The 18,965-nt window shown below is 65.1% G+C and carries 18 protein-coding genes and 1 tRNA gene; 10 read left to right on the top strand and 9 right to left on the bottom strand.

The genetic code is table 11. The features are described 5' to 3' along the window. Positions 1-39 precede the first annotated feature (39 nt). The gene (locus CFE28_11590) at positions 40-1,116 is read right to left on the bottom strand and encodes an efflux transporter periplasmic adaptor subunit (protein OYU70572.1); all 1,077 of its coding nucleotides are present in this window, start codon (positions 1,114-1,116) and stop codon (positions 40-42) included. A 246-nt stretch (positions 1,117-1,362) separates the two neighbouring features. Between CFE28_11590 and CFE28_11585 the strand changes: the two genes are divergently transcribed. Continuing rightward, complete coding sequence (locus CFE28_11585; protein OYU70571.1) at positions 1,363-1,803, top strand: lactoylglutathione lyase; 441 nt, start codon at positions 1,363-1,365, stop codon at positions 1,801-1,803. On the opposite strand, the gene CFE28_11580 is transcribed toward CFE28_11585, so the two are convergent. Further along, a complete protein-coding gene (locus CFE28_11580) occupies positions 1,804-2,835 on the bottom strand; it encodes a lysine 2,3-aminomutase (GenBank protein ID OYU70570.1) in 1,032 nt (343 codons plus the stop codon). 19 nt (positions 2,836-2,854) lie between these two features. Further along, the gene (locus CFE28_11575) at positions 2,855-3,922 is read right to left on the bottom strand and encodes an EF-P lysine aminoacylase GenX (GenBank protein ID OYU70569.1); all 1,068 of its coding nucleotides are present in this window, start codon (positions 3,920-3,922) and stop codon (positions 2,855-2,857) included. Between the two features lie 141 nt (positions 3,923-4,063). Between CFE28_11575 and efp the strand changes: the two genes are divergently transcribed. Then, positions 4,064-4,630, top strand: a complete 567-nt coding sequence (efp, locus tag CFE28_11570) for an elongation factor P (GenBank protein OYU70568.1) — start codon at positions 4,064-4,066, stop codon at positions 4,628-4,630. A gap of 22 nt (positions 4,631-4,652) precedes the next feature. Continuing rightward, a complete protein-coding gene (locus tag CFE28_11565; protein OYU70567.1) occupies positions 4,653-5,831 on the top strand; it encodes an aminoacetone oxidase family FAD-binding enzyme in 1,179 nt (392 codons plus the stop codon). Here the strand turns inward: CFE28_11565 and CFE28_11560 are convergent. From CFE28_11560 to CFE28_11550, 3 genes are all read right to left on the bottom strand, one after another. After that, positions 5,828-6,598: a pseudouridylate synthase gene (locus CFE28_11560; protein ID OYU70566.1), complete on the bottom strand. Its 771-nt coding sequence runs from the start codon at positions 6,596-6,598 to the stop codon at positions 5,828-5,830. The genes CFE28_11565 and CFE28_11560 overlap by 4 nt on opposite strands. Before the next feature lie 60 nt (positions 6,599-6,658). After that, positions 6,659-6,734 (bottom strand) — tRNA-Asn (locus CFE28_11555). Positions 6,735-7,132: 398 nt separating this feature from the next. Next, positions 7,133-8,173: a hypothetical protein gene (locus tag CFE28_11550; GenBank protein OYU70565.1), complete on the bottom strand. Its 1,041-nt coding sequence runs from the start codon at positions 8,171-8,173 to the stop codon at positions 7,133-7,135. 234 nt (positions 8,174-8,407) lie between these two features. On the opposite strand from CFE28_11550, the gene CFE28_11545 reads away from it, so the two are divergent. After that, on the top strand, positions 8,408-9,769 hold the full coding sequence (locus CFE28_11545) for a hypothetical protein (protein ID OYU70564.1): 1,362 nt from the start codon (positions 8,408-8,410) through the stop codon (positions 9,767-9,769). Here the strand turns inward: CFE28_11545 and CFE28_11540 are convergent. Next, positions 9,766-10,620 carry a hypothetical protein gene (locus CFE28_11540; GenBank protein OYU71685.1) on the bottom strand — a complete coding sequence of 285 codons (855 nt, stop codon included), beginning with the start codon at positions 10,618-10,620 and terminating at the stop codon, positions 9,766-9,768. The two genes, CFE28_11545 and CFE28_11540, sit on opposite strands and share 4 nt — an antisense overlap. Here CFE28_11540 and CFE28_11535 point away from each other — a divergent pair. Both CFE28_11535 and CFE28_11530 read left to right on the top strand, forming a co-directional pair. Beyond that, positions 10,519-11,340, top strand: coding sequence for a hypothetical protein (locus tag CFE28_11535; protein ID OYU70563.1), 822 nt, complete (start codon positions 10,519-10,521; stop codon positions 11,338-11,340). The two genes, CFE28_11540 and CFE28_11535, sit on opposite strands and share 102 nt — an antisense overlap. A gap of 2 nt (positions 11,341-11,342) precedes the next feature. Beyond that, the gene (locus CFE28_11530; GenBank protein OYU70562.1) at positions 11,343-12,689 is read left to right on the top strand and encodes an oxidoreductase; all 1,347 of its coding nucleotides are present in this window, start codon (positions 11,343-11,345) and stop codon (positions 12,687-12,689) included. A gap of 1 nt (position 12,690) precedes the next feature. On the opposite strand, the gene CFE28_11525 is transcribed toward CFE28_11530, so the two are convergent. Next, positions 12,691-14,025: an acyl-CoA dehydrogenase gene (locus CFE28_11525; protein ID OYU70561.1), complete on the bottom strand. Its 1,335-nt coding sequence runs from the start codon at positions 14,023-14,025 to the stop codon at positions 12,691-12,693. Between the two features lie 116 nt (positions 14,026-14,141). Here CFE28_11525 and CFE28_11520 point away from each other — a divergent pair, with 116 nt between their 5' ends. The 4 genes from CFE28_11520 to CFE28_11505 all read left to right on the top strand — a co-directional run bounded on the left by CFE28_11520 (position 14,142) and on the right by CFE28_11505 (position 17,602). After that, positions 14,142-15,128, top strand: coding sequence for a phosphotransferase family protein (locus tag CFE28_11520; protein ID OYU70560.1), 987 nt, complete (start codon positions 14,142-14,144; stop codon positions 15,126-15,128). Continuing rightward, a complete protein-coding gene (locus tag CFE28_11515; protein ID OYU70559.1) occupies positions 15,125-15,481 on the top strand; it encodes a protein kinase in 357 nt (118 codons plus the stop codon). The genes CFE28_11520 and CFE28_11515 overlap by 4 nt, the downstream gene beginning before the upstream one ends. After that, positions 15,478-16,713, top strand: a complete 1,236-nt coding sequence (gene kynU / locus CFE28_11510) for a kynureninase (GenBank protein OYU70558.1) — start codon at positions 15,478-15,480, stop codon at positions 16,711-16,713. Before CFE28_11515 ends, kynU begins: the two co-directional genes overlap by 4 nt. 64 nt (positions 16,714-16,777) lie before the next feature. After that, positions 16,778-17,602: an enoyl-CoA hydratase gene (locus tag CFE28_11505; protein ID OYU71684.1), complete on the top strand. Its 825-nt coding sequence runs from the start codon at positions 16,778-16,780 to the stop codon at positions 17,600-17,602. Positions 17,603-17,605: 3 nt separating this feature from the next. On the opposite strand, the gene CFE28_11500 is transcribed toward CFE28_11505, so the two are convergent. Next, positions 17,606-18,868 carry a sulfate permease gene (locus CFE28_11500; protein OYU71683.1) on the bottom strand — a complete coding sequence of 421 codons (1,263 nt, stop codon included), beginning with the start codon at positions 18,866-18,868 and terminating at the stop codon, positions 17,606-17,608. Positions 18,869-18,965: the final 97 nt, after the last annotated feature.

The following is an 18,965-nucleotide window of genomic DNA, read 5'->3' as shown; positions in this document are numbered from 1 at the left end:
CAGGCAACCCCAAACCTCTGGAATATCGCCCGTCAGCGTCTAGCGCGCCGGACCGACCCGAACCTTCTGCCCTTCAGCCACATAGGACTGACCGACCGTAATCAGCCGCGTCGGCCCCTTCAGGCCCGACACATAGATGCCCTTGTCGGTTTCCTCGATCACGGTCACAGGCGCGAAGGCGACCACATCTCCTGGCCCGACAAACCGCACGCCCTGGCGACCTGCGGCGTCAAGCACCAGGGTCGAGATCGGGATCCGGTGGGCAGGCCCGGCGCCGGCGGAAATCCGAAGGTCCGCAGACAGACCTGACCGCGCCTTCAAGCCGGGATTCAGAGCGGTCACTTCGAGATGGTAGGTACGCGTCTGGGGATCCGCATCGCGGGCCAGGTAGCGCACATGGCCCGAAAGGACCTCGCCCGAGATCAGTTTCGCCACGGCGGGCGCCCCGACCACGAATTTCGAGACATCGGATTCAGGAATGTCGCCGACGATGAGGATGGGGCTCAGCTCGATCACCGTGCCGCAGGCTTGCCCCGGCGCCAGATAGGCGCCGACTTCGGCGTCGCGCTTGTCGAAGGAGCCCGCAAAGGGAGCCCGGATATTGGTCTGCTCCAGGGCGATTTCGGCCTGACGCACGGCAGCCTTGGCGCCATCCAGAGCGGCCTGATCCTGCAGCAGCTGGGTCTTGGAGCGATATCCCTTGGCCGCCAGTTCTGCGGAAGCCTGCTGGGTCAGGATCCGTGACTTCAGGGCGGCTTTCGCCTGATCCAGGCTCGCGGCCCGGGCGTCGACATTCAGGCGGCAAAGGACCTGCCCCTTGCTGACCAGACTGCCTTCCACCGCGGGGGTCTGGGAAACAATGCCCGCCGTCTCAGACCGCACCACCACGCTGCGGGCGGCCTCGGTGCGACCCCGTATGGCCACAGTGTAGGGGTGGAGTTCTTCGGGGGTGTCGGTCACCTGAACGGTCGCCAGAGGGCGCGTATCAGCCGCTGTAGCCGTCTTGGGCTTTGGACTGTGTTCCTTCACGCCATTGATGACGCTGCCGATCACGAAAAAGGCCACCACGACGAGGCCAACGGCGATCGCAAAAACCTGCGAGGACTTCAAGCGCATTCAGCCCGTTCCCAAACCAGCGCACCCAAAAATTGAAAGCTGCGGAATCAGCATCCCTGGCGCGCTTTGACCCTAGTCTGCGCCGAGGAGTGGAGCCAGAAGGCACGGGAAACAAATGAATTCTCGGACAGAATGTGGCCCTGGCATCACGGATGATCCGTGAGCGGCTGAGTATTTCCGGCTCTTGCATCCCTTTCGGCGGAAGCGCATTTCCCCTCTCAGTGACCGGTCGAAGGAAAGACGCGCATGAAGTATCTGCACACCATGGTCCGGGTGAAGGACCTCGAGGCCTCCCTGGACTTCTACTGCAACAAGCTGGGCCTGATGGAGGTCTCGCGGTCGGAAAGCCCGGCCGGGCGTTTCACCCTGGTCTTCCTGTGCGCGCCCGAGGATCTGGAGATGGCCAGGGCTGGTCGTGCGCCCACCGTCGAGCTGACCTTCAACTGGGACACCGAAGACTATCAGGGCGGCCGGAATTTCGGCCATCTGGCCTATGCTGTCGACAATATCTACGAGACCTGCGCCCGGCTCGAGGCGGGCGGCGTGGTGATCAACAGGCCGCCCCGGGATGGCCGCATGGCCTTTGTCCGCTCGCCGGACGGAATTTCCGTCGAGTTGCTTCAGGCGGGACCGGCCCTGGCCCCGGCCGAGCCCTGGACATCCATGCCGAATATCGGCGCCTGGTAATCAGGATCTGGGCGGATAGGGGTGCAGCGCGCCCCTTGGGTCCGCCACCTGACCTTCTGACAGATAGTCCGGCCCGATAGGCACCTTGCCGTGCCCGTCGGGGATGTCGAGGATGTAGGTCGGCAGACAGAGTCCGGAATAGCGGCCGCGCAGGGCCCGCAGGATTTCCTGTCCCTCGGCGATGGTCGTCCTGAAGTGGCCTGTGCCCGGGGCATGATCCGGATGGTGCAGGTAGTAGGGCTTGATCCTGCTCTCGACAAAGCCGCGCATCAGGGCGCCCAGGGCATCGGGGGTGTCATTGATCCCCTTGAGAAGGACGGTCTGGCTCAGCATGGGCACGCCGCCATCGATCAGCCTTGCACAGGCTGACCGGGCGGCAGGCGTCAGCTCCCTCAGGTGATTGGCGTGAAGGGCCACATAGACGGCCTTGTCCGCAGACCGCAGGGCGGCGACCAGATCGGGTGTGATCTTCTCCGGGTCGACCACCGGCACACGGGTGTGGAAGCGCACCACCTTCACATGATCGATGGCGGCCAGGCGGGACATCAGGTCTGAAATCCGCCGCGGCGACAGGATGAAGGGGTCTCCGCCCGTGACAATGACCTCCCAGATCTCATTGTGGTCCGCCAGATAGGCGAGGGCCGCGTCCAGGGCTGCGCCGTCGAGGGGCTTCAAGCCGTCAGGGCCCACCATTTCCCGCCGGAAGCAGAACCGGCAATAGACGGCGCAGGTATGGGTGATCTTCAGCAGGGCGCGGTCGGGATAGCGGTGGACAATGCCCGGAACCGGCGAGAACCGGTCATCGCCGACCGGGTCGGCGGATTCCTGCGGCGTCTGCGCCAGTTCCGCGGCCTGGGGCAGGAATTGAAGGCCGATGGGGTCGTCCGGCTCCTCGATGAGGTCCGCCATGGCCGGGGTGATCGCCACCGCATACTTCGCTGCGACCTGCTCGAGTTCCGGCAGGGCTTCCGGCGCAATCAGTCCGGCTGCGGAGAGGGCCCGGGCCGAGCGAAGTGTGACAGGAGCGTCCATGGGGCGCATATGGCCCAGGTCAGCCCTGGACGCCAGTCTGGTCGGCCACAGGGGTCCATAGGACCTGGTCGATCCGGTCGGCCCCCACAGCCAGCATGACCAGCCGGTCCAGCCCCAGGGCGCTTCCTGAGGCTGGCGGCATGATCGCCAGGGCGCTCAGGAAGTCTTCGTCCACGGGATAGCGCTCGCCATAGATCCGGGCCTTCTCGTCCATCTCGGCATTGAGGCGCTTCCGCTGCTCCACCGGGTCGGTCAGTTCGCCGAAGGCATTGGCCAGTTCCACCCCGCAGGCATAGAGCTCGAACCGCTCCGACACCCGGGGATCGTGGGGGCAGGGGCGGGCCAGGGCCGCCTCGGGGACCGGATATTCGCAGAGCAGGGTGGGGCGGCCCATGCCCAGATGGGGCTCGATCTTTTCCACCAGGACCCGGCTGAAGACATCAGCCCAGGTGTCGTCTCCGGCCACCCGGATTCCGGCGGCCTCCGCGGCGCCGGCCAGTTGGTCCCGGTTCGTGGCGCCTTCCTGGTCGATGCTCGCCAGCAGGTCGATCCCGGCCATGTCGGCAAAGGCCCCGGCCAGGGTCAGGCGCTGGGGCTCGGCAAAAGGATCGCAGGTGCGGTCGCGGAACCGGAAGGCCTTCGCGCCTGTGGTTGCCGCCGCCAGGGCCATGAGGTCGGCGCAGTCGGCCATGAGCTGCTGATAGTCCTCACCTACCCGGTACCATTCCAGCATGGTGAATTCCGGATGGTGCAGGGGACCGCGCTCACGATTCCGCCAGACCTTGCCTAGGCTGAAGATCCGCTGCTCCCCGGCCGCCAGCAGGCTCTTGCAGGCAAATTCCGGCGAGGTGTGCAGATAGAGGGGCGCTCGACCGCCTTCCAGGCTCAGGGCCTCGGTGGCGAAGGCGTGAAGATGGGCCTCATTGCCCGGCGAGACCTGCAGGGCCGCGACCTCGACCTCGACAAAGTCCCGGGCGTCAAACCAGTCCCGCACGGCCCGGGTGATCGCGTTGCGCGCCAGCAGAAGGGGGCGGCGGTCAGCGTGCCGGTCGGGACTCCACCAGGGGGAAGATTTCGGCTGAGACACGAGAAGGGCCCATGAATGGAGCGCAAAAGGCCTGCGCGACTGGAGATTTCATCCGCAATCGTATAGGTGCGCGGGAACTGATTTGTTTAGCACATTCGCGCCCGGTTCCTGTGACCGCGCGAAGAGACGAGGAAGATCGCCGTGAAAGTAGCCGCCAGCTCTCTGCGTAAAGGCGCCGTCGTTGATATGGAGGGCAAGCTCTATGTCGTTCTGACCGCCGAAAACATCCACCCTGGCAAGGGCACTCCGGTGACCCAGCTGAACATGCGCCGGATCTCCGATGGGGTGAAGGTGTCGGAACGCTGGCGCACCACCGAGCAGGTCGAGCGCGCCTTCGTGGACGACCGCAACTACAACTTCCTCTACCAGGACGGCGACGGCTTTCACTTCATGAACCCGGAAACCTTCGATCAGGTGACGGCGACGGAAGACGTGGTCGGCGACTCCGCCCTGTGGCTGGCTGACGGCATGACCGTGACCCTTTCGACCCATGAGGGTGTTCCCATCGCCATGGAACTGCCGCGCCTGGTGACCCTGGAAATCTCCGAGACTGAGCCTGCGGTGAAGAACCAGACGGCCTCGTCCTCCTACAAGCCCGCCATCCTGACCAATGGCGCGCGGGTCATGGTGCCGCCCTATATCGCTGCGGGCACCCGCGTCGTGATCCTGACCGACGACTTCTCCTATCAGGAACGCGCCAAGGACTAGGAACAGGATCAGGGGCGACGGCGTGGAGACCTTCGACGTCGTCGTCATTGGCGCGGGCGCAGCCGGCATGATGTGCGCCATCGAGGCCGGCAAGCGCGGCCGTCGGGTGCTGGTGATTGATCACGCCAAGGCGCCCGGCGAGAAGATCCGCATTTCCGGTGGCGGTCGGTGCAACTTCACCAACCGCAATGTCCGGCCCGAGAACTTCCTCTCGCAGAATCCGCGCTTCGCCATATCGGCCCTGCGACGCTATCGCCCGGCCGACTTCATCGCCTGGGTAGAGCGGCACGGCATAGCCTGGCACGAAAAGACCCTTGGCCAATTGTTCTGCGACGGCTCGGCGAAGGAGATCATTGACGGCCTCCTGACCGACATGCGGCAGGCGGGCGTCAGCCTTCGGCTGTCATCGACTGTCACCGACATTGTCCGCAGCGAAGCCGGCTTCCGGATGGAACTGAACGGTGGCGAGATCGCCTGCCAGTCCCTGGTCATTGCGTCGGGCGGCAAGTCCATTCCCAAGATGGGCGCCACAGGGTTTGGCTATGATGTGGCCCGGCAGTTCGGCCTTGCGGTCACCGAGACCCGTCCGGCCCTGGTGCCCCTGACCTTTGAAGTCGGCCTGCTGGAACGCCTCAAAGGGCTCACGGGCATCGCCCTGGACGCCCTGGCCAAGGCCGGCAAGGCGAAGTTTGCCGAGGCCATGCTCTTCACCCACCGCGGCCTGTCCGGCCCGGCGATCCTGCAGATCTCGTCCTACTGGCGGGAGGGCGAGGAAATCGAGCTGGACATGGCGCCCGGCGTCGACGCCTTCGCCGCCCTTCGCGCCGCAAGGACAGACCAGCCCCGGCAATCGCCGCATACGGTCCTGGCGACCCTGGTGCCCAAGCGGCTGGCCCAGCATCTGGTGGAAGCCGAAGGGCTGAAGGGCAATATCGCCGATTGCTCAGACAAGGTGCTTCGCAGGCTGGCCGACGCGGTCAATCACTGGCGGGTCAAGCCTGTGGGGTCTGAAGGCTATCGCACGGCCGAGGTCACCCTGGGCGGGGTCGATACAGAGGGCCTCGACAGCCGGACCCTGGAGGCCAAAGCGGTCAAGGGGCTGTTCTTCATAGGCGAGGTGGTGGACGTCACCGGCTGGCTGGGGGGCTATAACTTCCAGTGGGCCTGGGCCAGCGGCTGGTCGGCCGGTCAGTCGGTCTAGCTTCTCTTCGCCGACAGGAACTGGGCCCGCTCACTGGGGGTCAGGGCGCGCCAGGCGCCCTCCGGCAGGTCGCCAAGCCCCAACGGACCGATGCGGATGCGGTGAAGATCCACGACGTTCAGGCTGACCAGATCGCACATGCGGCGGATCTGGCGGTTGCGGCCTTCGGTCAGGATGAAGCGGAGGGTCTGGTCGGCGACCATATCCACCTTGGCCGGTCGCAGCTGCCGCCGGTCCAGCTGCAGGCCATGGCGCAGCATGCCCAGCTTCTGGGGGGTGATGGTCCCCCGGACCTCCACCAGATATTCCTTGTCCAGCTCAGAGTCCGGCCCGATGATCGCCTTGGCCAGGACGCCGTCCTCCGAGAGGATCAGCAGGCCCCGGGACTCCATGTCCAGGCGGCCCAGGGGCGGCAGGCTCTTGTCGTGTGTGGTCGGGGCCGGGCCTTCGCCGCGCCAGCCCTTACGGGTCAGGATGTCGCTGGCCTGGGTCTGACCGGGCTCAGGGTGGGCGGAGACAATGCCGGGGGGCTTGTGGATCACGACCGTCAGGCTGGAGGCCAGTTGGGTCTGGGCCTTGTCGGACAGGACCAGGGTCTGGCCCTGGCTGATCTTGCGACCGGGATCGGCGACGGTCTCGCCATCAATGCTGACCAGGCCGTCGGTGATCAGGGATTCGGCTTCACGCCGGGAGCAGACGCCGTTCTGGGCCAGCCAGCGATTGACCCGCTGGGGCTCGGCTTCGTCATAGGTGCGGGTCCAGGCCATGGGTCATCCTGGCGCATCTGCGCTGTTGGGGTCTGGTTGTCAGGGGAAAGAGTCTGACGATGGCTCCCCGAGCAGGACTCGAACCTGCGACAAGTCGGTTAACAGCCGACTGCTCTACCAGCTGAGCTATCGGGGAACATCGTTAGAGGGCGGGCGTATAGACCGCGCCGCCGTGGTGCGCAAGCCAGTTCGGCTTTTGGGTTGTGGATGAAGCACCAGTGGCAGCCTCAACCCCCTGTCATACCGGCGAAGGCCGGTATCCAGGTCATAGGTCACGGCCTGTCCGAAAAGTCTGCTCCTTGGGCGCACAACCCGCTCACAGCCCTATGAACTGGACCCCGGCCTCCGCCGGGGTGACCGGTGGAGGCCGGGGCTCGGTGCGTGATTTTTTCAATCGGTCATACCGGCGAAGGCCGGTATCCAGGTCGTAGGTCACGGCCTGTCCGGAAAGTCTGCTCCTCGGGCGAAGGTTCAGCTCACAGCCTTATGAACTGGACCCCGGCCTTCGCCGGGGTGACCGAAGTGGCGGGGATTCTAGTACCCCGCGACCTTGCCGTTCGGCTGGCCGTCGACGATCTGGTCCAGGTATTCCGACAGGCCATAGCCCACCAGATCACCGCAGCGGTATTCGGTCATGCCCTCGGTGATGCGGGTCTGCAGTTCGACGCCGTCGGGGGTGGTGCGGCGGTTGCGCAGGGGGATCAGGGACATGACCTTGCCGGTAACCGCATAGACCTTGCCGCCTTCCGTCTTCACATGGGCCTTGAGCTCGGTCTGATAGCCGTTCTCGTCCCACTGGCTGTCGATGACGCATTCCTCGATCAGGTCATAGATCCCGTCCCGGAAGACCATGCCGCCCTGCCGGGCGCCGCCCTTGCCGTCGCCGATCACTGACAGCATCATGCCGAAGTCCCGGCCGAAATTCATCGGGCACCAGCGGTACCAGTCTATGGCCTGCCAGTGGCGCGGCCCCCAGGACTTGTCGCGCAGGCCATAGCCGGAAATCTCGAAGGTCTCATCACCCACGGTGAAGGTCCCGCTGGCGGCGCAATGCTGTTCGTAATGGGCCTTGGCGAAGGACTTTTCCGGGTCGATCTCCATGGGCTTGCCGTCGATCCGCACGGTTTCGCCGCCATACATGGGCGAGACGCCCTCATAGGTCAGGTCGATGGTGCAGGGCAGGGTGGGGTTCTCCTTGAAGGCTTTCTTGGGCTCGGCCATTTCGTGGGGCCGCGCCAGGATCAGGGCCTTGCCGGAATAGGTCACCTTCAGGGTCTTGAAGGGTTCGACCACCTCGACCTTGAGGCCGCCGGCGTTCATTTCCGAATTGTCGGCAATGGCGGGGCGGGCGAACATGAAGGCCACCCGGCCGTCAGCCAGGTAGAGGCAGATGGTCATTTCCGCATAGTGCTCATTGGCGCGGTTGCCGATCCGGAACCAGCCGCCGGTCTTCGCCTTGGGATCGAAGACGTTGAAGTACATGCTTTCATTGTAGTTTTTGGCGTCGCCGGGATCATGAGTGAACTCATCCTCGGGCGCGAGCCGGGTCGTGAAGCCTGATGCGGGCCTGGCCATCTTCGTCTCCCTGAACCTTTGTTGGTTCAGCTAAGCGCGGGACGGCGGCCTTGGCAAAGCGCTGAATCAAAAAAAAGCCCGGCAAACGCGCCGGGCTGGAAAAGTTTGTGATGGTGGGGTGTCCTCAAAGAAGACAGGGACAGACTCTGCCGCGTTGGTTAACCAAAGCCTAACGACTGACTCGCGGGCGGTATTATTTTGCGCATTCACTTCACCGGCATTGCAGGGGCGGGCATGAGCGCCGTGGCCCTGATGATGCGCGATGCCGGTCATGAGGTTTCCGGGTCTGACGCCGACGTCTTTCCGCCCATGTCGACCTATGTGGCGGGGCTGGGCTTCCCGGTGACCTACCGTTTTGACTCCGCCAACCTGCCGGAGGGCCTGGACGTTCTGGTCCTGGGCGCCAGCGCCAAACTGGGGGGCGGGGACAATCCCGAAGTCCTGGCGGCGAAGGCGCGGGGTGTTCCCATCACCAACTTCGCAGAGCTGGTCGGGCGCTTCACCCTGGAGCGGACGAACACCGTCGTCGCGGGGTCATTCGGAAAGTCTACCTGTACGGCCCTGATGGCGCACATACTGCGGCAGGCGGGCGTGGACGCTGGCTGGATGATCGGCGCCATTTCAGCCTCCCTGCCGGAGACCGGCCATTGGGGTCAGGCGCCCGACATGGTGCTGGAGGGCGATGAGTACGTCATCGGCAATGGCGACACGCGCTCCAAGTTCGCCCTCTATCATCCCCAGCACCTGCTGCTGACCTCGCTGATCCACGATCACGTCAATGTCTTTCCGACCTTCGCCGACTATGAGGCGCCCTTCCTGGAGCTGTTGCGCGGGCTGCCGGCGGACGGGCTCTGCGTCATGCGGAACCATCCGGCGATCCGGGCTGTGGCCGATCAGACCCGCGCCCAGGTTCTCTGGTACGACACCGAGCCCTGCGACGGCTGGTTCAGCCGTGATGTGACCTATGGCGAGACCTCGACCTTCACCCTGGTGGGGCCGCAGGGGCAGACCCTGGATCTGGGAACCCGTCTGCTGGGCGCCCACAATATCGAGAACATTGTCGGGGTCGGCGCCTATCTCCTGACCCGTGGTCTGGTTTCGCCCCAGGCCTTCGCCGAGGGAGTTGCCAGCTTTGAGGGTATCCGCCGCCGGCTGGACCGGCTGACCACCACCTCCCGCGTGCCGGTCATCGAGGGGTTCGGCTCGTCCTATGAAAAGGCCCGGTCGGCCATCGAGGCCGTGCGGCTGCACTTCCCACATCGCCCCCTGACGGTGGTGTTCGAGCCCCACACCTTCAGCTGGCGCTCCCGGGACGCCCTGAACTGGTACGACACCGTGTTCGAAGGCGCCGCAAGGGTGCTGATCTGCCCGCCGCCCGGCCACGGCGCCGAGAGCCACGACCAGTCGACCTTCGCCGAGATCCTGGCGCGGACAGAGGCGACGCAGATTCCGACCCTGGGCGTGGAGAGCGCCGAGGCGGTTATGGAGGCGCTGTCGGCCCTCAAGGGTGACGAGATCGTCCTGCTGCTGTCGTCCGGACCTTTGCTGGGCCTGCCAGACACCCTGCCGGGTGTCTTTGACCGGCTGTACGCCTAGTCGCCGATCCGGATCTGAAGGGGCGGCAGGGGACGCCAGGCGGCTTCCTTCGCCCGGTCAGCCGCGACACCCAGCATGCGTAGCTGCATTTCCGCTGTGGCGGGGCCAATGTCTGTGGCCCCTGAATCCTTCAGGCGGGTGAACAGGCCGCTCATCACCATGCCGGCGAAGACGGTCAGCACAGCGTCGTTGATTTCGACCGTGAAGACACCCTGCCGGACGCCGCGCTCCAGATCGGCCCTGGGGTAGTCGTAGAGCGTGGTGCGCAGTTCGGGAAACGCCCAGACCGCATGGAACAGGGCGCCGCCCCAGTCCGGATTGCGGCTGGCAAGCTCGATGAACTGACGGGCCCCGAAGCTGACCCTGTCCACGGCGTCATCAACCCCGGCCATGGCTTCGTCCAGCTGCCGGATAATGCGTTGGGCGATCCCGTAGGCGACGGCGGCTGCGATGGCGTCCTTGCCCGCAAAGTGCGTGTAGAAGGTGCCGTTGGCGACTTCGGCCAGCCGGGCGATGTCACTCACCGAGGTGGCCTCAAAGCCCTGCCGCGCGAAGAGGCCGGTCGCCGCGTCCATCAGCTGGGCGCGGGTGCGTTCGCTCTTGCCGCGTTGGCGGGCTTCCCCGGCGAACAGGAATGATGACGTCACGAGGCCTCCGTTTGCTGGCGGGAAACTAGCCCGGAACGACAAAATTGACAACTCTCCCAAAAATGAGAGATATCCCAATAAATCACGAAGTGAGGGTTGGGCATGACTCAAGGGAGTCTCTATCTGGGCTACAGGCCGGGTGACCTGCGGGACAGTCCGCTGGCCGGCTATTTCCGGCCGGACATGGCGCCCCTGTCGCCCCATGCGCAGGAAGCGGTGCTGGTGGGCGGTCAGGCCCCCGAACTCTTCCCGGACCTGAGCGCAGCGCCGACCCTGCTGGAGCCGGGCTACTGGCCGATGGAGACCGGATACACCGTCTGCCCGGACGGCTCGGCGCGGATCTTCGCCCTGACTCCCATGCCCGGGGTCAAGCCCGCCATGTGGGACTGGTGGTTCGGCTGGCACGGGGATGAGGCGTTGAAATACAAGCTCTGGCATCCCAGGGCCCACGTCCATGCGGCCTGGGCAGACGGGGAAGGGGACCTTGGTCGCTATGTCGGCCGGACGTCCAGGGTGGTCGAGTATGTCGGCGCCTCACGCCTGGACCTGACCATCCGCTTCGTGTCGCCCGCCAGTCTTGGTCTCGACGAAGCCAGATTGGCCGCCCAGGGCGAGGTGGCGATCTGCGCCCGGGGCGGGCTGGCCGGCGCGCCGGTGGAGACCGGCTGGTTGATCCACCATCTGCGTCCCACGGCGGACGGCTGCGAGATGCGATCGAGATTCTGGCTCGGCGGGCCGTATATCCGACCCAGGGGCATGAGCGGGCCCCTTGGCGCCGCCCTGGGTGCTGTGGCGGCGAAACTGTCGCCCCTGCCGCTCAGAGACGCCGGCGACCTGCTGGTCCACTGCGCCCAGGAAATGGCCCATCTGGCCGCCATACTTCCCGATCTCCATGCGGACTTCGGTCCCAAGCCGCAGGACTGACCATGCAGGCCTCAAAACAAAAGGGCGCCGTCCTGACGCCGTCGGATCGCGGCTTCGACTACGCTGTCCTGGGCACAAGCTTCAACGCGCGGGATCCAGGCAGACGGCCAGATCTGGTGATCCAGGCCAATGACGCCTTCGAAGTGATCGCGGCGGTTAAGCGGGCCGGGCGTGAGAGCCTCAGGATCGGGATATGTTCTGGCGGTCATAGCTGGGCCCAGAACCACATCCGCGAAGGCGGGCTGATGCTGGACCTGTCCCGCCTCAACGGTATCGAGATCGACCGGGATGCGAGGACCGCCGTTATCGGTCCGGGGGTCCTGTCGGGGGAGCTGGACGCCGCCGCCAGGCGGGCCGGGCTCTTCTTTCCGGTGGCCCACGCCTACACGGTCGGCATGGGCGGCTTCCTGCTGCAGGGGGGCTTTGGCTGGAACAGCCGGCTGGTGGGTCTCGCTTGCGAAAGCGTCATAGGTCTGGACCTGGTCCTGGCCAATGGGGATCTGGTCCATGCCAGCGAGACCGAGAACGCCGACCTCTACTGGGCGGCCCGGGGCTCAGGACCAGGCTTCTTCGCCGTGGCCGTGCGGTTTCATCTGCGGTTGCACGACCGTCCGAAGTTCACGGGCCTGAAGCTGCAGATCTTCCGGATGAAGCATCTGGAAGAGGTCTTCGCCTGGGCTGACCAGGTGGGACCGCAGGTTTCGCCCCATGTGGAATTCCAGATGGTGCTGAACCGCAAGGCCATGTGCATAGGCGCGCCGGGGATCGAAGTCTTCGCCCCGGTCATGACCGACAGCTTCAAGGCCGCGCAGGAGGCGGTGGCCTTCATCGCCAACAGCCCGCTGAAATCAAAGGCCAGCCTGACCTCGCCGCTGGTTCCCCTGTCGCTGTCCTTCATGATGAAGACCGGAGAGAAGACCCTCTTCCTGCCCAACACCCAGTGGACCTCGGACAGCATGTGGATGAATGATCCCATCGATCCCCTGATCCCGGCCCTCAGGCAGATCGCGGACACCCAACCCCCGGCGCCCAGCCACGCCCTCTGGCTCAACTGGAATCCTTCAAGGGGCAGGCCGGACATGGCCTTTTCCCTGGAGACGCGGACCTACCTGGCCCTCTACGGCGGCCTGCGGAACAAGGCCGATGCAGATCGGCACGACGCCTGGGCCACCGACCACATGCGGGCGCTCGAAGCCCACAGTCTGGGCATCCAGCTGGCCGACGAGAACCTTGGGCGCCGGCCCGCGGCCTTCATGGCGCCGGAGAACCTCAAACGCCTGGATGACATCCGGGCGGAACGGGATCCCCAGGGACGTTTCCATCCCTGGATGGGCCGCCCGCCCGGCTAGATCAGTGCCTGGCCGGGATCGGCTGGACGTATTCGTTCTTCGCGTCGCTTTCGGCGAACAGCTTCTTGCGCGGTCCCATGAAGCCAAACAGGAAGGCTGCGACCTTGCGCATCTGGATCTCTTCCGAGCCCTCGGTGATCCGGTAGCGGCGGTGGTGGCGATAGATGTGCTCGAAGGGCTTGTGCCGGGAATAGCCGATGCCGCCATGGACCTGCATAGCCCGGTCGGCAGCTTCGCAGACCAGCCGGTTGGCCCAGTAGTTACACATGGAGACCTTGTCAGAGATCTGACGTTCGATCTCCTTGTGCTCCATGTGGTCCATTTCCCAGGCGGTCTTGCGGATCAGCAGGCGCAGCATTTCGGCCTGGGTGGACAGCTCGACCAGGGGCCATTGGATGGCCTGGTTGTCCGCAAGCGCCTTGCCGAAGGGCTTGCGTGAGCGGGCGTATTTCACGCTCTCCTCGATGCAGTAGACCGCCGCGCCCAGGGATGACGCCGCCTGGCGGATGCGGTTCTGGTGCACAAAGCTCTGACCAAGGCCCAGACCGCGGTCGATGGCGCCCCAATAGCTGTCTTCCGGAATCCAGACGTCGGTCAGGCTGACCCGAGGGTGGTCGGTGGGCATGTTGAAGGTCCAGAGATACTCCTCGATCTTCAGCCCGGGGGTGTCGGTGGGGATGATGAAGCAGGTGATGCCGGTGGCGTCGCCGTCCTTGCCGCTGGTCCGGGCGAAGGTCATCATGTGGGTGGCCACATGCATGCCGGTGGTCCACATCTTCTCGCCATTGATCAGCCAGCCGGGCTGGCCGTCCCGATCCTGACGGACCGCCGTGGTCTCCATGAAGGTGGCGTCCGAACCGTGATTGGGTTCGGTCAGGCCAAAGGCCGTGCGCATCTTGCCGTTCAGCAGCTTGTCGCCGTCGCGCTCGTACTGGGCGTTGGTGGCGAACTCCTTGAACATGAGGATGAAGGGGTTGTTCCCGACGATGGAATGCTCGTTCTGCAGGTCGTTGTGCAGGCCCAGACCCTTGGCTGCCAGGTGTTCGCGGATCACCGCCATGGCCAGGTTCGAACCGCCCTTGCCGCCCATTTCCGGGGGCCAGGCGAAGCGCAGGTGACCAGCTTCATCCGCCAGCTTGCGGGCCTGGCCCAGCAGGGCCTCCCACTCGTGCTTGGGCAGGCCGCCGGCTTCCCAGTCGGTCCGCTCATATTCCCGCCGGTGGTCGAAGTACTTGATGTTGTCGTCCTGGTTTTCCAGGGGCTTGATCTTGGCCTCGATGAAGGCGTCCAGCTCACCCAGATAGGCGATCAGTTCAGGGTCGAGATTGAAGTTCATGGCGTTTCCCTTCGGTCATGCGTCTAAAGACGGCTCCGGTCATTTTGACGATTTACAAGCCGGCGCTCTGTCCTCCAGATCGTCAGATACCAGAAGACGCGAGGCGCCCTAACGTCATGGAAGTCGATATTGCAAAAGGCCTTCAGGCCCTGGCCCCCAAACTTGGGGGCGAGACGGTTTCCGAAGTCCAGAGGCTGTCGGCGGGGGCCAGTATGGAGACCTGGGCCTTTGTCGTCGACGGCGCCGAGGGGCGACGGGAAATGATCCTGCGCCGTCGGCCGGGGCCCTTTGACGAGGAGAGCGCACGATCGACCTCCCTGGCGACCGAGGCGGCCTTGATCACTGCGGCGGAAAAGGCCGGCGCGCCGGTCGCGCCTCTGATCCGGCTGTGTCAGCCGGAAGATGGCCTGGGCGAGGCCCACATAACGGCCCGCATCGCAGGAGAGACCCTGGGCCGCAAGATTGTCACCGATCCCCGGTTCGAGGCCGTCCGGCCAAAACTGGCCCGTCAGTGCGGCCGGATCCTGGCGCAGATCCACAGCATCCCGACCTCCGAGGTTCCGCTGAAGTCGGCGGACGCCCTGGGCGAGCTGGAACGGTATGAGGCCCTCTACCGCAGTTTCCAGACCGAGCGGCCGATCCTTGAACTGGCCTTCCAGCACCTGCGCAAGCATGCGCCGACGCCCATGCCTGAAGTCCTGCTCCATGGGGATTTCAGAAACGGAAACCTGATCATAAACGAAACTGATGGGGTGGCCGCCGTTCTCGACTGGGAGTTATCCCACCTCGGCGACCCGGCCGAGGACCTCTCCTGGCTGTGCGTCAATTCCTGGCGTTTCGGGGTCAGCTCCAAACCGGTCGGCGGGTTCGGGGAATATCAGGACATGCTGGACGGCTATGCAGAAGCTGGTGGCGTCGAAATTCCCCTCAGCCGGGTGCGCTACTGGCAGGCCCTGGGTTCGCTGAAGTGGGGCGTCATGTGCCTGCTGATGTATTCCAGCTATGCCTCCGGCGCGACGACCTCGGTGGAGCGGCCCATGATCGGCCGGCGGGTGTCGGAAACCGAAATCGACCTTGTGAATCTTCTGGAGGCGGGCCTGTGATCGAGAACCCCAGAGCTGACGAGCTGGTCGACGCCGTCGCCAAATGGATCGACAGCATAAGGCCGGGCCTGCCGCCAAGGGACGCCTTCCTGGCGCGGGTGGCGGCCAATGTCCTGTCGGTGGTCAAGCGTGAGCTTCTGCTTGGCCCGCAGGCGGACGCCGCGGCCATTGAGCGCCTGTCGGCCCTGCTGGGTGAGACCGGCGATGTGAAGGCCCTGAACGCCCTCCTGTGCGAGAAACTGCGGGCCGGAGAGATGGATGCCGGGACCCCGGGGCTTCTGGCGGCGCTGAAGGCCAACATCGCCGACCAGATCGCCATCGACCAGCCGAACTATTCGGCGACAGGGTCTTGAGCCGGGTGTCCCGCGAGGACTGCGTCGCCCTCGATCTTGCCGACCCCCTGCGGGATCGACGGTACCTGTTCGACCTCCCGCAGGGCGTGATCTATCTGGACGGCAATTCCCTGGGCGCCTTGCCAAAGGCGGTTCCGGGCAGGCTCGCACAGGTGGTCGCGGAGGAGTGGGGCAGGGACCTGATCCGCAGCTGGAATACGGCGGGGTGGATCGATCTCCCCGCCCGGGTCGGCGCCCGGATCGCGCCCCTGATCGGCGCCGGGGCCGATGAGGTGATCGCCTGCGACTCCACCTCGGTGAACCTGTTCAAGCTGGCCGCCGGCGCCCTGGCCCTGAGGCCGGAGCGGAAGGTCATCCTCACCGAGCCCGGCAATTTTCCCAGTGATCTCTATATCCTGCAGGGTCTTTCTGACCTTGAGCCGGGGGTGGAAGTCCGGGTGGTTCCCCGGGCCCAGCTGGCCGAGGCCCTGGACGAGACCGTCGCCCTGCTGCTCCTGACCCAGGTCCACTACAAGACCGGTGAGGTCCATGACGTGGCGGCCCTGACCGCCAGGGCGCACGCCGTCGGCGCCCTGACCCTCTGGGACCTCAGCCATTCCGCCGGCGCACTGCCTGTGGATCTGACCGGCGCGCAGGCCGACCTGGCCGTCGGATGTGGCTACAAGTATCTGAGCGGCGGCCCGGGCGCCCCGGCCTTCGCCTATGTGGCGCGGCGCCATCAGCAGGATTTCCGCTCGCCCCTGACCGGCTGGATGGGCCATGCCCAGCCCTTCGCCTTTGACGATGACTATCGGCCGGGCAAGGGCATGGCGCAGCTGCTGTGTGGAACCCCCCAGGTGCTGGGCATGGCGGCGCTCGAAGCTGCGCTCTCCGCGTTTGATGGCGTCGACATGGCTGCCGTCCGGACCAAGTCCATGGCGCTTGGTGACCTCTTCCTGCGGCTTGTGGCCGAGAGATGCGGCGAAGACCTGACCCCGGCCTGTCCGACTGACGGCGCCTCGCGGGGCAGCCAGGTCGCCCTTCGGCATCCCTCCGGCTATGCGATCATGCAGGCTCTGATCGATCGCGGCGTGATCGGGGACTTTCGGGCGCCCGACATCCTGCGGTTCGGCTTCACGCCCCTCTATGTGGGCTATGCCGATGTCTGGGACGCCGTGGATATTCTGAGGCAGGTCATGGAGACCGAGGCATGGCGTGATCCACGTTATGCCGAGGTCTCGGCAGTCACCTGACTGAAAATTCTTGCATGGGGCGGGGTACCGTCCTTAGCTGCCGCAAAATCTAGGGATGGAAACCATGACCGACTCTGCAACCAAGGTCCGCGCCGAAACCACCGATGAGGTGCTCTATGACGTGAGCGAGGGCATTGCGACCCTGACCCTCAACCGTCCGGAGCGGCTGAACACCATTTCCGGCCCCATGCTGGCCCAGATCACCCAGCTGCTGATCAAGGCCAATGAGGACCCTGAGGTCCGCGTCGTGATTCTGACGGGCACCGGTCGGGCGTTCTGCGCCGGGCTCGACCTGGTTGACGCCACCCAGGGCTCGGGGATCGGCTCCCAGCCCAACAATGTCTCGGTCAATCTCGACCTGCGCAATACGCCGCCCACCGTCCTGTTCGCAATGGACAAGCCGACCATCTGCGCCCTGAACGGTTCCGCCGCCGGCTATGGCCTCGATACGGCCCTGGGCTGCGACATCCGGGTCATGGCCCAGAGCGCCAAGATGGCGGCGGCCTTCGTCAAGCGCGGCGTCGTGCCGGAATCCGGCGGCACCTGGATCCTGCCCCGCCTGCTGGGCTGGTCCAAGGCGGCGGAGCTGATCTTCACCGGCCGTACCCTGACGGCCCAGGAAAGCGTCGACATGGGTCTGGCCTCGCACGTGGTCCCCGACGCTGAGCTGCCCGCCTATGCCCGCGCCCTGGCCCTGGAAATGGCGTCAAACGCGCCCCTGGCTGTCCAGTCGGCCAAGCGGCTGATGCGGATGGGCCTGAACGAGACCTTCAATGACCATGTGCACCATGTCTATCTGCAGTTCCTGCAGCTGATCCGCACCCACGATTTCCGGGAAGGCATGACCTCCTTCCTCGAGAAGCGGCCTGCCGAGTTCAAGGCGCGCTAGGTCCTAGTGTTCCGGTGGCGACCAGGGCTCAGGCGCCCTGGTCCTGCGGGCGAGGCGTAGGGCAAGGCCAAGACCGGTTCCAACCGCGATGGCGACTGTCAGGTCGGCCAGGACTGTCAGAACCAGGGTGATGAAGAAGATCGCCTGATCGGGCAGGCTGGCGGCAAGGCGTTCTTTCCAGCGATGCGGCTCGCTCATGTTCCAGGCGGTGACCAGCAGCAGGCCCGCCAGGGCCGGCATGGCCAGATATCCCGCCAGGGGCGCTGCGAACAACAGGACCAGCAGGATCACCAGGGCATGGATAACGCCCGCCATGGGGGACTTGCCGCCCGCCCTGACATTGGTCGCCGTTCGGGCGATAGCGCCGGTCGCAGGCAGTCCGCCGAACATGGCCGAGGCGAAATTTGCGACGCCCTGGGCCATGAGCTCGGCATTGGGGCGGTGGGCGCCGCCGATCATCCGGTCAGCGACAATGGCCGACAGCAGGGACTCTATGCCCGCCAGGAAGGCGATAACCAGGGCCGAAGGCAATAGGTCCAGAACCATTGCAAGGTTGAAAGCCGGAATGCCGGGCATGGGCAGGCCTCTGGGCAGGTCTCCATAGCGCGAGGCAATGGTGTCCACAGGTAGATGAAAGGCCGTGACGAGGGCCGAGGTAATGGCCACGGCGACAATCAATCCCGGGAGGCGAGGGGCCAGCCGCCTGAACAGGACGATCAGCACCATGGCCGCCAGACCAATGCCCAGTGCCTGGGTGTTGAAGCTATCCCTCGCAGCCCATAGCGCCTCGATCTTGGGGATGAACTCGGCTGGCAGTTTGGCGACCGTCTGGCCCAGCAGGTCTTTCAACTGGCTGACCCCGATGATGACGGCGATGCCAACGGTGAAGCCCTCGATTACCGACTCCGGGATGTAGGTCATCAGTTTGCCGGCGCGGCAGACAGCGCCGATGATCAGGATCAGCCCGGCCATGGCGGTCGCCAGGACCAGACCTGAATAGCCATGTTGAGCAATCACCCCATAGACCACGACGATGAAGGCGCCGGTCGGTCCGCCGATCTGGACCCGGCTGCCGCCGAGGGCGGAAACAAGGAAACCGCCGATCACTGCTGTCACCAGACCCACAGCCGGGGTTGCACCAGATGCGATGGCTATGGCGATGCTGAGCGGCATGGCCACAAGGGCGACCGTGACGCCAGCAAACAGGTCGGCCATGAACAGGCGACCCGAATAATCTGCGAGGGTGGTGAGAAGCTTGGGTTTCACCTGCAAAGCCTAGGCCTCCGGCCAGGGCGCTGCAAACAGGTACATACCCGGAGATGGTCCCTCAGACTTCGCAGGTGCACTCAAAAAGCACGCTGCA

Source organism: Alphaproteobacteria bacterium PA2 (genome assembly GCA_002256425.1).
In the GTDB taxonomy this organism is placed as follows: Bacteria; Pseudomonadota; Alphaproteobacteria; order Caulobacterales; family Caulobacteraceae; genus Phenylobacterium.
This window is presented reverse-complemented; position numbering and strand designations above follow the sequence as displayed.